The 14,384-nt window shown below is 41.6% G+C and carries 9 protein-coding genes; 1 reads left to right on the top strand and 8 read right to left on the bottom strand.

Features of this window, described 5'->3' with window-relative positions:
* Positions 1-4: 4 nt before the first annotated feature.
* Positions 5-3,193: a SusC/RagA family TonB-linked outer membrane protein gene (locus BM015_RS07110; protein WP_218148453.1), complete on the bottom strand. Its 3,189-nt coding sequence runs from the start codon at positions 3,191-3,193 to the stop codon at positions 5-7.
* Positions 3,194-3,384: 191 nt separating this feature from the next.
* On the opposite strand from BM015_RS07110, the gene BM015_RS07105 reads away from it, so the two are divergent.
* A complete protein-coding gene (locus BM015_RS07105; RefSeq protein WP_090656673.1) occupies positions 3,385-4,269 on the top strand; it encodes a helix-turn-helix transcriptional regulator in 885 nt (294 codons plus the stop codon).
* Here BM015_RS07105 and BM015_RS07100 read toward each other — a convergent pair.
* From BM015_RS07100 to BM015_RS07070, 7 genes are all read right to left on the bottom strand, one after another.
* Positions 4,266-6,521, bottom strand: coding sequence for an alpha-galactosidase (locus tag BM015_RS07100; RefSeq protein WP_218148452.1), 2,256 nt, complete (start codon positions 6,519-6,521; stop codon positions 4,266-4,268). The genes BM015_RS07105 and BM015_RS07100 overlap by 4 nt on opposite strands.
* A gap of 3 nt (positions 6,522-6,524) precedes the next feature.
* Positions 6,525-7,907: an FGGY-family carbohydrate kinase gene (locus tag BM015_RS07095; RefSeq protein WP_090656670.1), complete on the bottom strand. Its 1,383-nt coding sequence runs from the start codon at positions 7,905-7,907 to the stop codon at positions 6,525-6,527.
* 48 nt (positions 7,908-7,955) lie between these two features.
* A complete protein-coding gene (locus BM015_RS07090; protein ID WP_090656667.1) occupies positions 7,956-9,230 on the bottom strand; it encodes a sugar isomerase in 1,275 nt (424 codons plus the stop codon).
* Positions 9,231-9,262: 32 nt separating this feature from the next.
* A complete protein-coding gene (locus tag BM015_RS07085) occupies positions 9,263-9,637 on the bottom strand; it encodes a four helix bundle protein (protein WP_090656664.1) in 375 nt (124 codons plus the stop codon).
* Between the two features lie 64 nt (positions 9,638-9,701).
* The gene (locus BM015_RS07080; RefSeq protein ID WP_090656660.1) at positions 9,702-11,870 is read right to left on the bottom strand and encodes a bifunctional aldolase/short-chain dehydrogenase; all 2,169 of its coding nucleotides are present in this window, start codon (positions 11,868-11,870) and stop codon (positions 9,702-9,704) included.
* A gap of 120 nt (positions 11,871-11,990) precedes the next feature.
* Positions 11,991-13,070 carry an L-rhamnose/proton symporter RhaT gene (rhaT, locus tag BM015_RS07075; RefSeq protein WP_090656657.1) on the bottom strand — a complete coding sequence of 360 codons (1,080 nt, stop codon included), beginning with the start codon at positions 13,068-13,070 and terminating at the stop codon, positions 11,991-11,993.
* 110 nt (positions 13,071-13,180) lie between these two features.
* Positions 13,181-14,335, bottom strand: a complete 1,155-nt coding sequence (locus tag BM015_RS07070; RefSeq protein ID WP_090656654.1) for an alpha-hydroxy acid oxidase — start codon at positions 14,333-14,335, stop codon at positions 13,181-13,183.
* Positions 14,336-14,384: the final 49 nt, after the last annotated feature.

The raw sequence follows: 14,384 nt of genomic DNA, 5'->3' as shown, positions 1-14,384 counted from the left end.
TAGTTTAAAAGTTTACGCTTACCGCAACGTTATACATTCTGGTTAGCGGGTAGCGGCCGAAATCTATACCAATGGCCTGGTTATTTGATGCTGAACCGGTGCCTACGTAAGAGCCTACTTCAGGATCGTAACCTTTGTATTTGGTAAACGTAGCCAGGTTTTGTGTGCCTATAGTTGCCCGCAGGCCTTTTATCACTTTGGCATAGCCTAACCATTGTGCAGGAAAATCATAAGATAATGAGATGTTTTTTATACGCAGGTAAGAGCCATCTTCCACAAACCGGCTTGATATCCTGTTGAAGTTATTGTCGGCAGCTATTTGGCCACTGGTTATTCTTGGTATTTTTGTTCCAGAATTTGATATAGCTACCTTGCCGGCGCCATCATCGGTTAACTTAGCATAGCCCATCACATCTGTCATTAAATTCCTGCTCAGGTTAATATTGTTGGGATTGCTTGCATCCTGTACTATGTAATTGTAAACATCATTGCCATAAGTTCCTATTATCAGGATGCTTAGTTCAAAACCTTTATAATTAAAAGTGTTTGTAAAACCGCCGGTAAGCTTAGGCCAGGGATTGCCGATATTGGTCATATCATCTACCGTTATAATACCGTCACCGTTAATATCTTTATATTTCACATCGCCTACCCATAAGCCGGTACTTTGATTGGCTGGTATCCTGGCGCCTGTATTGTCAACAGGGACCGGGCTGTTTTCAATATCTTCTACAGATTGAAAGAGGCCGTCTGCTATATATCCCCTGAACAGCCAGGGCTGGTAGCCAATGGCAGAACGTTGCGTCCAGTTATTCATCCACCAGGAAGATCTTTCGAAGAAGGCCATGTCTGAATTCAGGGAAGTGATAGTGCTCTTATAGTGTGAGATATTAAAGTTGGAATTCCATTTAAAGTTTTTATTGTCGATTATAGCTGCGTTTATAGTTATGTCCCAGCCTTTTGTTTTTAATGAGCCGGCATTAACCTGGGGTGCGCCAACGGAACCGGGGCTGTTATTGGTGCCCATGTACCAGGGCAGGCTGGCAGGCATCAGCATGTTGCTTACATCACGGGTATAATAGTTTGCATCAACTGTTATTCTGTTTTTTACAAAGCCCAGGTTCAGGCCAAAGTTATTGGTATTGGTTTCTTCCCATTGAAGTTCAGGATTGGTAAAGGTTGATGGCAAAAAACCTGTGCCCCATTGTGTGGCGCCGGTAGCCATAGCGGCGTAAACGCCTGAACTGGTGTTGCCCTGGTTGCCGGTTAAACCTGTTTCATATCTCAGTTTGGCTTCACTCATCCAGGGAATATTAAAGAATTTTTCCTGGCTTAACCGCCATGCTACTGATATGGAAGGAAAACTGCCCCATCTTTTATCAGCGCCAAAATTTGGTGAGCCATCTCTTCTGTAAGTGGCCGTTAATAAATAGCGGTTATCATAATTATAATTCAACCTTCCCAAATAAGATTCCATTGACCAGGGATAAGTGCCCCCGCTATTGGTGGCCGAGAGCGGATCGCCAGCTTCTACATCAAAAATATCGTTTGTGAGAAAGCCTGTTCTGCCTGCGCTTAATGCCTTCCATTGAGACTCCTGCGCTTCGTGGCTTATCATCAGGCCTAAATTATGTTTGCCTATTTGCTTGTTGTATTCAATCAGTTCGTTCCAGTTCCAATACCAGCTTGAGTAGGTGCCGGTAGTTAAAGAAGCTATTGTATTTATATGCCACTGGTCAATATTATAAGTAGGCGTATAATAAGTAGAAAGGCCATTGCCGATGTTGCCGTTAAAAGAACTCCTGAGCACAAGGCCGGGCAAAATGGTTATACCAATATTCAGGCCTCCCAAAAACTGTCTTTTCATATTTTTATTGGTAATGAGGTTGGCCAGTGCAATGGGGTTAATAGGTGCAAACTGGTTAGCGCCATTCACCGGGTCGCTGCCTCCCCAGGAGCCATCAAAATTGGTTACCGGTATTTGAGGCGTTAACCTTAATGCATTGGCTATAAGCGGGCTGCCGGCATCGCCATAATTGGTTGTAACAAGGTTTTCGTTTGTTTGATTGAAACTAAGATTTGTACCAATAGTTAACCAGGGCCTTGGCTTGTTATCAAGGTTTAGCCTTACGCCATATCTTTTAAAACCAGAACCTTCTGCCACACCATCCTGGTTTAAATATTCACCGGAGAGATAGTAAGTGGTATTACCGCTTCCGCCACTCAGGTTTAATTGGTGTTTGTTCATAGCGGCATTATTAAATAACTCGCCTTGCCAGTCTGTTCCTTCTCCTAATAAAGAAGAGTCTAAAAATTCATCAGGGGTTTCGCCTCCCGCAAGGTTGTGATATTGTTTAACCATGCTTGCATATTGCTGCAGGTTCATTACAGAAAGATGGTCGGGCGGTGTTTGAAGGTTGTATTGATATCCATAATTGATTTTAAATTCACCTGCTTTGCCACGCTTTGTTGTAATTATTATCACACCGTTTGTTCCGCGGGAACCATAAATAGCTGTAGCAGATGGCCCTTCCAATATTTGTATATCATCTATATCAGAGGGGTTTAAACCTGCGAGTGTGTTAGTAGAACTGGCATTGCCGTACGACACATCTTCACTGGCCTGTATTTGTACGCCATCAATTACATATAATGGCTGGGTAGTGCCATTTAAAGTACTTATGCCCCTGATATTTACCGATAACCCACCGCCCGGCTGCCCTGAATTTTGCGTAACATACACGCCGGCAGCACGGCCCTGCAATGCCTGCTCAATCGTTGTATTTACTGTTTTTTCAATGGCTGTTGCCGATACAGAAGTTTGTGCAGTTGTAAGATTGGCTTTTCTGGCTGTGCCATAGCCCACTACCACCACATCGCCTAACTGCGCGCCAGCGGATTGAAGTGTAACGGTGAAAGAGGAGTTGCTGCCGATAGGAATTTCCCTTGCAATCATACCCACATAACTCACCACTAATGTTTCGGCATTTGCCGGCAGCCTTAAAGAAAATGCGCCTTTGAGATCGGTGAGTGCAATAGCTGTTGAATTTTTTACGGAAACAGTTGCCCCCGCCAGCGGGGTGCCGCTGCTGTCTGTAACAGACCCTGTAATTGTTCTGGTTTGCGCTAAAGAAATATGGAAAAGGGCAAGCAGAAAAAAACAGGTTAGTCCTGGTTTTATCAATTTCATCATACGACAAGTTGTTTCAACAAAAATATTTACAATACCTGTTTCAATAACAATACTTTTTTATCCGTTATTCATATTTTTATAATAGGCCTTTTAAAAATATAAACCGATTACGTTTAGATATAAAATATGTTATTTATTATTACATTGTACTAATACTTTTTTACCCATACAACTAACGATATTTACTTAAAATGGCTGCTGAATTACTGAGGGAAATTATTCCGCTTACAAAAAATGACTGTTTTACTATCTTCTCCCGCACAAAGGATAAGTTTGATTTTCCCTTACATTATCATGAAGAATTTGAACTGAATTTTATTCAGAATGCGAGGAATGCACAACGCATTATTGGTGATCATATTGAAGCTATAGATGATCTTGAGCTGGTGTTGGTTGGCCCTAATTTGCAGCACGGATGGTTTAATCATAAATGCAAAAGCAAAGAGATTAAAGAGATAACTATTCAGTTTCACCGCGACCTGTTTGATGAAAAATTTCTTAACCGCAACCAGATGCATTTTATAAAAAACCTGCTGGAACGGTCGCTGCGGGGCGTATTGTTTTCAAAAGAAACAATTACAGCCATTGAACCAAGGTTGTTTGCGCTTTTAAAGAAGCAGGGTTTTGATTCTGTGCTTGAACTGATGAGCCTGCTGCACGATCTTTCTGCTTCTCGTAACATGCGCATTCTCTCCGATGGCGCATTCAGCAGTCTTGAAGCATTTTCTTATGGCAGCCGGCGCATTGAAAAAGTAATGGAGTATATCAATCTTAATTTCTCTAAAAACATAACCTTATCTGAAGCGGCCCGCATTGCTTCCATGACCGATATTTCTTTCAGCCGTTTTTTTAAAGCAAGAACCGGCCGCACTTTTATTGATACGGTAAACGAAATAAGGTTAGGCCAGGCCAGCCGCATGCTGATTGATACAACGCATAACATAACCGAAGTGGGTTATAAATGCGGCTTTAATAATATCTCCAATTTTAACCGCATATTCAGGAAGAAGAAAGGCTGCACGCCAAAGGAATTTCGCGATGCCTATAATGCTTACGGAACAAGGTCGTTTATTTAATGCCCGGCAGCATGCTGAAGCTGGTTGGTATGCGCTTCATTAAACCCGTTTTGCTCTATCACTATCCATTTATATTCACCTGCATTTAAAGTTACAGGCAATGAAATGTTATAGCTGCGGTCAAGCTGCATTGTTACAGCAGGTGCACCCATAATACTTATTGATGCTTTGTTATTTAAACCTGCATAATATAAGGGCAGCTTAATGTTGCGGGTTATCTTTTCCTTTGTTGGATTAAACAACATTACCAGCGCTTTTTCTTTTAATGATGGGTTTATATGCATCCAGCCATCCCAGTCGCGGCCATCGGCGCGGCGTAAATGAATAACAGATGAATTTAAAATACCGCGATGCTGTTTGTACCAGTTAATTACTTTTATTACAGTTGCTTTGGTTGTATCATTATCATATAATCTTGGCCCGCGGTAGCAAGCCTGTATGCCGGCGCCGTAATACTGCATCATCAATTGTTCATAATCTTTTAAATGCGCTGAAAGTGGCTCCAGTACTGCTTCTGCGCCGCCGCCCTGGTAAACTGTAAGCGGCACAAAGCCCCAGCCCATCGATGGTGTTTTTTCCCAGGTGCCATCAAAAATATTTTGCCTGTTTAATATTTTTTGCTGATCTCTTGGCAATGAAAAATTTGCTTCCCTGTAGCCTAAAGGCAACTTGTTGGTTCCATCCAATATATACCAGTCAGGTGCATTTATATACACGCCCCTTTCATTCAGCCAGTGATATAATTCTTTTTGAATTTCCATCTGTCGCCATTGGCTGTCATCTTTATCCTTATGGCCGGGATGCGTTGTTGAAGCGCATATATCGCCGGGGTAGGGGCCGTCATTTTCCCAAATATTGAAATCAGTTTGCGCAAAGAAATATTTTATCTTATCGCGATAGGTTAATCCCCATTTACTGCCATAACAGGGCGCATTGCCAAAAAAGGCGCCGCCGGGTTTTCCGGTAGCAGGATTGATAACGTCATCGCTATCGCTGATATGTCTTGAACTGAATAAAGAATAACAGCCAATTAAAATGTTTTTGCTATGCGCATAACCAGCTATTTTTTTCCAGTGCTGAATGTTGGCAGCCGATGTGTCTTCCATCTTGCAATGGCTGCCAAAGCTTAATATCAATGCTTCATAACCAGTGGCTGCGCACTGGTCAATCGCATTGTAAACTTCTTCATCGTTTTTGCTTACGAGGTGCATGAAGATGGGGTTTTGGGTTGTCCACGGCGCAACGGTCCTATACATCTGTTGCACCATTAATCCGCGCCTTTCACGGTCGTAACTATCCAGCAGCAATTCGTTGGTGCGAATAGAATGAAACGTTTCACCTGGCTGTAATGCAATACCTGGCGCATTTTCAGCATATACCTGCAATAAACAGGGTGTGGTTAAATTATAATTTACCTGCGAAGTGTAAGTGGTATCTTTTTGCCAATGCGTGGTTTGATCGCTTTCATTATAATTCATGGAATTATTAAAAGCATAATTGCTTTCAATATAAATGCCATGCTGCTTTGCCATTTTTTCTTCAGAGCCCACAACGGCGCTGCCTTCTTCCACAACACCTAACACCTCGTTTATTACACGGTTAAGCTTTACAGCTTTGTTACTGTTATTTTTAATAACAAGCGATTTTGTTATCAGCGGCAGGCCATCGTATATTTCATACTTAATTTCTACAGTAATGTTTTTTACAGCTTCGCGGTTGCCTTCAAAATAAATGGTAAGCATTTTACCTGTTGCCTGCTTTTTATTGAATGCCCATGTGGTGCACTTCCAGTTAAGAAAGGGTTGCATATCGCTCACCGAAAAATTTTTGTAAACAAAACCTGCATTGTTTGTTGTAAAACTATTTATCCATGAAGGTAGCAGATAAGCATTTTCTGTTTGCCCGTACAAGCCGCCAACATTGTATGCTGAGTCATCAATAGTAAGCTTCGCTTCAGGCTGCACAGAACGTAAAAGCTGCTGGCCGTTGCTCATATTTTTATAATCAATGCAGGCAAAGCCCGGCGCCAATGTGAATGTTCTTTTTGTAAGGCCGTTGTATAAAATAATCCCTTTCTTATCTGCCGTATAATAAACCCCTGCTTTTTGATTAACGGGTTGAATAAGCCAGTCGGCAGTTTGGAGTTCTTCCAAAAAAGGCGAATAAGATTGTTGTGCGCATAACTGCGATATTGGGAAAATAAAGAATAATACAATTGTAAGATTGCGGTGCATAAACTTAAATGTTTGCAAGTATTAATTTTTTTTAACCGGAAAATATTTAAGCTGAATGAGATCGGGTACAGGCGAAGCGCCATGCGTGTGATCGTGCAATGCAAGCGCAGCGCCAAGGGCCGAAGCTTGTGGTATGCTTGCAGCGAATACTTTAATATTAGGAAAAGCAGCGGCAAGCAAATTCATATATATATCGTTGTTGCCAAAGCCGCCATCAACAAATATTTGTTTAACGGGCGTATTGGTAAGCACCAGTTTTGTTGAAAAAACCTGCTGCGCAATAATATCTGAAATTAGCTGGTGGTAAGCCTCTTCATAAGTTTTAAAATGTTGCAGGTTCCTCTTTTCAAATGCGGAACGATGAACCATTGCAGATTGATTGCTGATGGTTTTGGTAGCAATTTTCAGGTCGAGGTTTTGCATTAAATCATTATCAAACAAAACTGTTTTGTAATAATCTTCGCTGGTGTTAAAATGCTGCGCCAGCTTTTTAACCTGCTGTTCATGTTCATAGCCTGCGAATAACCGCGATGCCTTTACGGGTTTGCCTTCATACGTTAAATAGCACAAACAATCATTGTGCAATTCATAATCGGTAAGTATAGATGCATTGAACGGGTTTAAGCTAATGCACCATGTGCCCGTAGAAATAAGCACAAAAGGCTCTTTAAATAATTTGAGATAAGGTATAAGGGCTGCAGAACTATCGTGCAGGCCAACGCCCACAGCAATATTATTTGAGCCACTTTCAATTTGCACAACCGCATTGCTTTTAAATATTGCCGGAAATTTTATATCTATATCTTCTTTACACACCCAGTTGTGGTATTTGCCTTTTTGGAAATGCCATAATTGGGTATGGCAGCCAATGCTGGTGAGATCGGATGACGGCGTTGAAGAAATAATAAAGCTCAGGTATTGGGGAAGATGAAGCGAATGCTTAATCGCGGCAAACACATCGGGCTTTGTGTGTTTTAACCAATATAACTGCATGCCTGAATTAAGATGGCCTAAAACAGGCGAAGCAGTTTGCCTTGCAATTAAACTTTCGCCGCCATAAGCAGCATAAAATTCCTGCTGCAGTTTTTGCGGGTAAGGCTTTAAGTAGTTATACAACGGTGTTACCGGCTTGCCATTTTTATCAACGTGCACAAAGCTTGCGCCATAGCCTGAAAAATTTATTGCCTGTATATTGTATTTATTATTGGATGATACCTCAATAAACTTTTCACGTATCCAGTTCGTGAGCGTTTGCACATCTTCGCATTCAAAGCCGTCTTCATCCTTTATTTCGTTAAGCTTTGTTGATTCTTCGTGCACGATGTTATACTGTTCATCGAACAGGAATAGCTTTTTGTTGGTTTTACCTACATCGAATATGGCGATGACATTCTGATTGTTCATATTGCTAACAACTTTTGGCAAGTTTAAAACTTTCCAAGAGTTTATTGTTTATAATCCCGTGGCAACTGTTTTGCTGCCTCTTTCCTTAATTAAATTATCCCTTACTTTTTCACTGCGATAAACTGCTAACGGGTTTAATGCGCCGCCGCTTCTCAATCTTGCTTCTGCCACCAGGGCGCGTACATCGGTACGAAATGCCTGCTGTAAAATTTCCTGCGCTGTTACAACATCATTATTGTTTTGCGCTTCATTAAGTTTATTTCTGTCGACCAGCAACGCCTGCGCGTATGTTATCATAATGGCTTCAACAGATTGCAGCAAATCTTCCAGCGGGTCCTTTACATTATGGCTTGCATCAATCATCCAGCCAAGGCCTGTAGCATGGTTCATGCCTTTTGCGTCCATGCCTTCAACCAGTTCATTAAAAATTAAAAAGAGCTGATAAGGCTTAATGCTGCCCACCGTTAAATCATCATCGCCATATTTACTGTCGTTAAAATGAAAACCGCCCAGCTTGCCTTCCATTAATAATAAAGCAACAATCTGTTCAATGTTGGCATTGGGTAAATGATGGCCAAGATCAACCAGGGTATATGCTTTGTTGCCTAATTTGTTTGCATATAAAAACGACTGGCCCCAATCGCCCACTGTTGTTGAATAAAAATTGGGTTCAAAAGCTTTGTATTCCACAAATATTTTCCAGTCACCAGGCAAAGCTGCATACACTTCCTGCAAACTTTCCAGTGTGTTTTGAAAAGCCTTCCGGAAATTTAACTGGCCTGGAAAACATGAACCGTCTGAAAGCCATACGGTGAGCGATTTTGAGCCTAATTCAACGCCATATTTTATTACTTCAATATTGTGTTCAACAGCCTGTTTGCGAATAGCTTTATTTACATGCTGCATGGAGCCGAATTTATAACTGTGCTGCTGGCCAGGCTGGTCCTGGAAAGTGTTGGAGTTCATGGCATCGAACTTAAGGCCATGCTGTGCAGCCAGTGTTTTTATATGCGCTGCATTTTCCGGTATATCCCATGGAATATGTAAAGAGATGGCGCCGCTGCTTTTGTTTAATGCATGCAGCAAACCAATATCTTCAATCTTCTCTTCAAGGCTGCGTGGCTCGCCGCCGCCGGCAAACCTTGCAAAGCGCGTACCGCCTGTACCTAATGCCCATGATGGAATGGCCACCTGAAAATTGATAAGTTTTTGCAGGATGGCTTCAATACTTTTTATATCAGCAGCAATAAAATCAAATTTGCGCTGATGATCTTTCAGTGCTGATTGATTGTATTCATTGAGCTTATATTGTTCGATGTTCATATTTAGATAGTATGATATTAGATATTGAGATATTAACTGCCGGTATTATCTTTTAATGCTTTAATGTAAGTATTGAGTTTATAATGCAATATTTTAAGTTTTTGACTGAGAAGATCAAACTCTTCTTTTGTAATTAACTGGCGATTATGCGCTTTTGCAGACCACGTTTTTGTTTCCATTAAAGAGCCTCTGCTATAATAACAAAATTGCTTGCGGTCTTTGAAGAAATACCTGCCATAACCTTCAGATATATTAGCTGCTATCGAATCAACCGCTTCAATAAATTGACTCCCTATTGTTCTTTTGGCAAGATAATCCCAACGTATAACAATATTCCATACATAGTCTCCAATTTCAAGCGCAAGCTGATAGATTTCCAAATCTTCTAAACGGATAATTTCTTTCATACAGCAGTTTGAATGCAAATTATCCAATATCATAATATCTCAATATCCAAATATCATCACCAAACTATCTCAAAAACGCCGCCGCCACGCCGCCATCAACATTTAAAACATTGCCTGTTGATTTATTAAGCAGCCCGCCAACAAATACAAAACATGCATTGGCAATATCTTCCGGTAAAATAGCTTCATTCAGCAATGTGCGCTTTGCATAATAAGCCGGCAATTCTTCTACAGTTATACCATAAGCTTTGGCGCGGCCTTCGGCCCAGCCTCCTGCCCAGATATTGCTGTCTGCAATAACCGCATCCGGATTTACGGTGTTTACACGAATCTTATCGCTGCCAAGCTCTGCTGCCAGCAAACGTGAAAGGTGCGCCTGCGCTGCTTTTGCGCTGCCATAGCCCGCATTGTTTGGTCCTGCAACAACAGAATTTTTTGAAACGATGTTGATGATGTCGCCGCCAATATTTTGCTTGCGCATAATTTCAATACCGGCTTTGGAAACGAGGAACTGGCCTTTCACCAAAATATCATATAGCTTATCCCAATCTGCAATGGAATGATCGGTAATGGATTTTGATATGCTGATGCCCGCATTATTTATCACAATATCAACGCCGCCAAAAGCAAGCACTGCATCGGTAAAAGCTTTTTCAATGGTATCGTTGTTAGTTACATCCAGTAATGTTGATGAGGCTGTATCTCTTCCAAACTGCGTTTTAAATTCTTCCATTGCGCCCTGCAGGCGCTCTTCGTTAATATCATTAATAACAACACATGCGCCTTCTGCTGCAAACTTTTTAGCGATGGCTTTGCCAATGCCGCCGGCGCTGCCGGTTATTAAAGCAATTCTTCCGCTTAATGGTTTTGGCTTTGGCATGCGCTGCAGTTTTGCTTCTTCCAATAACCAGTATTCAATATTGAAAGCTTCCTGGCGCGGCAGCGAAGTGTATTCGCTCACAGCTTCAGCGCCTTTCATTACATTGATGGCATTGATATAAAATTCTGAAGCAACCCTTGTGGTTTGTTTGTCTTTAGCAAAGCTGAACATGCCAACGCCTGGATATAAAATAATAACCGGGTTTGCATCACGCATGGCCGGGCTGTTTGGATGCTTGCAGGTTTCATAATATTCAGCATACATATTTCTGTATGCTTCAAACTGCGGCGCCAGTTTTTCTTTTATGGCGGTAACATCCGTTACATCTTCATCTGTTGAAATATTTAAAACCAGCGGCGATATTTTAGTGCGCAGGAAGTGATCGGGGCAGCTTGTGCCCATTGGCGCCAATCTTTCAAGATCATTTGAATTAATGTATTCAAGCACACGGTCATCGTCTGTAAAATGGCCTATCATATTTTGTTTGGATGAACAGAAACCCCTTAATACCGGCGCCAGCGCTGCTGCTTTTGCAAGCCTTTCTTCTTTAGGTAAAGATTGTAATTTCTGCCCGCCGAATGTTGGCCTTTTTTTGCCATAATTATCTTCAAGGTATTGGGCGCATTTTTCAATTACTTCCAATGTGTTTACATAGCTTTCATACGCAGTATTGCCCCAGGTAAATAAACCATGTGAGCCAAGCATGATACCACGCAGGCCGGGGTTTTCATCAATAGCGGCTTTTAATTTCAGCCCCAAGTCAAAACCGGGCCTTTGCCATTCAACCCAGCCAATGGAACCATTGAATAATTCCTGCGTTATTTTTTTACCATCTTTTGCGGCTGCAATTGCAATGGCTGCATCGGGATGTAAATGATCTATATGCTTATAAGGAAGAAAGCCATGCAAGGGCGTATCGATAGACGGCGCTTTTGAAGCAAGGTCGTAAATGCAGTGATTGAACAGTTCCACCATTTCATCTTCATGCTCAATACCGCGATAAATATTTTTTAAGGAACGTAACCTGTCCACATATAAAGCTGCAAGGCCGCTGCGCTTCATGGTGCCCAAATCGCCGCCACTGCCTTTTACCCACATTACTTCAACATCTTTGCCGGTTAAAGGATCTTTTGCCGTGGCTTTGCATGAGGTATTACCTCCACCATAATTGGTTAAACGCAAATCTGCGCCTAATAAGTTTGAACGATATACCAATAATGCAACTTCATCTCCTGCAAGTTTTGCGGCTTCTTCATCATTCCATAAATAAGAAACATGTTTAAAGCTGCCGGCGTTTAAACCTTCATCTCCTGCAAGAGAGTTGTTAAGCGCATTTGTTTTTTTTGATTCCATAATAATTTATCTCTTTAAAATTTATTAATAAAGTCAGAGACTTTTAGCATAATCCTGCAAAGTCCGGAGGCTTCGCAGAGCAGAACATTCAATGCTCCATTCCTGCGTTTCTTTTTTAGATTACTTCATTGCGTTGCCAACGCCTACCAAAGCAACAGATGCTATTATGGTAACAACGCCAAGAATAATAGTTGTTTTTGTTTTGGAAGAAACATCCTTCCATTCTTTTAATGCAAAGCCCCACATGTTGGCTACCAGTATTATAAATGCCATGTGCAAAATCCATGAACTGGCGCCATTGCCCAATTTACTTTCGCCCATTCCGTAAAAGAAAAACTGCAAAAACCACGTTGTACCGGCCAGCGCACAGAATATAATATTTCTTAGCAAAGGATAGCTGCGGCTTGTATAATCGCCAAATGTTTTATTGCGTATATTTAAAATAATGCACCATACAAAATTGGTTGTTAAGCCGCCCCACAGCAGTACTACGTAAATAACATTGTTGCGGTATAAAAAATTAGTCGTTTCAGCCGCATGTTCAGCCTTCCATAAATTGTTGGCAACTTCAGCCATTGGCGATCCGGCTTCAATGCCATAATTAAAGCAGGCGCTGAGAATGCCGGAGATAATACAAACAATTAATCCTTTTACAAGATTAAATTCCTTTATGCTTTCTTTCTTTTTTTCTTCGGGTAATTCTTTTTCCTTTAATACCCCGGCCCGGCCACAAATAAAAATACCAAGCAGGCATATTATAATACCCGCCAATACAATGCGCCCCCATGAAGTGGTAAGCAGGTCGGTAAATGTTGTTTTGCCATCCTGCGGATGAAAATTATAGTAGATGGCGGGAACCAATGCGCCAAATGCAGATGTAAAGCCGAGCAATACCGAATTGCCCAAACTCATACCTAAATAACGCATGCCCAGGCCATACATTAAACCACCGATGCCCCAGAGAATACCCCAGCAAAACGTCCACCAAAAAACAGATGCATCTGTTTGCGCGATTATTTCAGTAAAGCCAGGAATGGTTATCCAGGCTGCAATTGGCGGAACGATAAGCCATGAAAACAAGCCCCCGACGAGCCAATAGTTTTCCCAGTGCCAGCCCTTTACCTTTTTATATGGCACATAAAAACTGCCTGAAGCAGCACCACCGATAAAATGAAAAATAATGCCGAGAATAACCTGCATTCGTTAGGAAAGATTTTTGAATAATGTAAAATTAATTTCTCAAATTTCTTATACCGTTATGTACTGTTATGCTTATTGCTGCATTATGCGATGTATGTTTTAAATAAAGATTAACCATTATTAATAAGATGATTGGGAAAGTCTGCAACGTTTGCGCAGCAAACCTGTTCCATTACCTGCTGCACCTGCGTTTTTAAGATAGATATGGCATGGTTACCGCCTTCATTGCCCAGCGCCGCAACGCTGTACATAAAGGTTCTTCCAAGAAAGGCAAATTCAGCGCCGGTTGCCAGTGTCCTCGCAATGTCGGGGCCGGAGCGGATGCCGCTGTCCATCATAATTTTTATTTTATGCTTATAGTTTTTTATAATTGTTTGAAGCGAGTGAATGGCCGATTGCCCGGCATCCAGCTGCCTGCCGCCATGGTTGGAAACAATAATGCCATCAAGCCCTAATCTTATCGCCATGTCTGTATCTTCTTCGCTGGCCACACCTTTTATAACCAGTTTGCCTTTCCACATATCCCTTATCGGTTTTATCTTTTCTTCGTTCAGCCTGCCTGAAAAAGTTTTGTTCATGTATAAGCCAAGCTGTTTCATGTTTAAGCCTTTAGGCATGTATTGCTTCATTGTGGCAAATGCAGGCTGGCCATGTATCAGTGTTTTTAAAGCCCATCCAGGTTTTCCCATTATCTGCAAAATATTCTGCAGCGTCATTTTTGGCGGCATGGCAAGGCCGTTGCGAATATCTCTCGGCCTGTACCCAAATGTTGGAACGTCGCTTAAAATTACAAGCACGGGCATTTGCGCTGCTGCAGCCCTGTTTATAATGCTGTCCCTTATTTCATTTTCTGCAGGATGGTATAACTGAAACCATGCACGGCCTTCTGTTATTGCTGCAATTCTTTCAATTGATGACGTTGTAACCGTGCTTAATATAAAAGGGATGTTATGTTCAAATGCAGCCCTGGCCAGTATTTCAGGGGCATTGGGCCACATGAGGCCCTGCAGGCCAACAGGCGCAATGCCAAACGGTGCGTCATAAACGTGGCCAAAAAGCTCTGTGCTCAGGTTGGATGGCTTATAGTTTTGAAGATAGTAAGGCATCAGTTCTATCTCCCGTAAGTCAGCCGTATTTTTATGGAGGTTTATGTCTTCATTACAGCCGCCGTCGAGGTATTCAAAAGCAAAACGCGGAATTTTTTTTTGCGCCCTTTTTCTAAGATCGTCTATGGATGGATAATTACTATTGTATTTTATCTGCATGGTTCTAAGTTATGTTATAGCTGCAAACGTATCAAGATTCAATAATCTT

It is taken from the genome of Parafilimonas terrae (genome assembly GCF_900115755.1).
Taxonomy (GTDB): Bacteria; Bacteroidota; Bacteroidia; order Chitinophagales; family Chitinophagaceae; genus Parafilimonas; species Parafilimonas terrae.
Note: the sequence above shows the minus strand (reverse complement) of the source record. Positions and strands in the feature narration are given on the sequence as shown.

What these genes read in the sequence shown, in the direction of transcription:
- BM015_RS07095 (WP_090656670.1), bottom strand. Translation starts at nt 7,907, where the DNA reads ATGAACAATCAGAATGTCATCGCCATATTCGATGTAGGTAAAACCAAC.
- BM015_RS07070 (WP_090656654.1), bottom strand. Translation starts at nt 14,335, where the DNA reads ATGCAGATAAAATACAATAGTAATTATCCATCCATAGACGATCTTAGA.
- BM015_RS07105 (WP_090656673.1), top strand. Translation starts at nt 3,385, where the DNA reads ATGGCTGCTGAATTACTGAGGGAAATTATTCCGCTTACAAAAAATGAC.
- BM015_RS07110 (WP_218148453.1), bottom strand. Translation starts at nt 3,193, where the DNA reads ATGATGAAATTGATAAAACCAGGACTAACCTGTTTTTTTCTGCTTGCC.
- BM015_RS07090 (WP_090656667.1), bottom strand. Translation starts at nt 9,230, where the DNA reads ATGAACATCGAACAATATAAGCTCAATGAATACAATCAATCAGCACTG.
- rhaT (WP_090656657.1), bottom strand. Translation starts at nt 13,070, where the DNA reads ATGCAGGTTATTCTCGGCATTATTTTTCATTTTATCGGTGGTGCTGCT.
- BM015_RS07080 (WP_090656660.1), bottom strand. Translation starts at nt 11,870, where the DNA reads ATGGAATCAAAAAAAACAAATGCGCTTAACAACTCTCTTGCAGGAGAT.
- BM015_RS07085 (WP_090656664.1), bottom strand. Translation starts at nt 9,637, where the DNA reads ATGAAAGAAATTATCCGTTTAGAAGATTTGGAAATCTATCAGCTTGCG.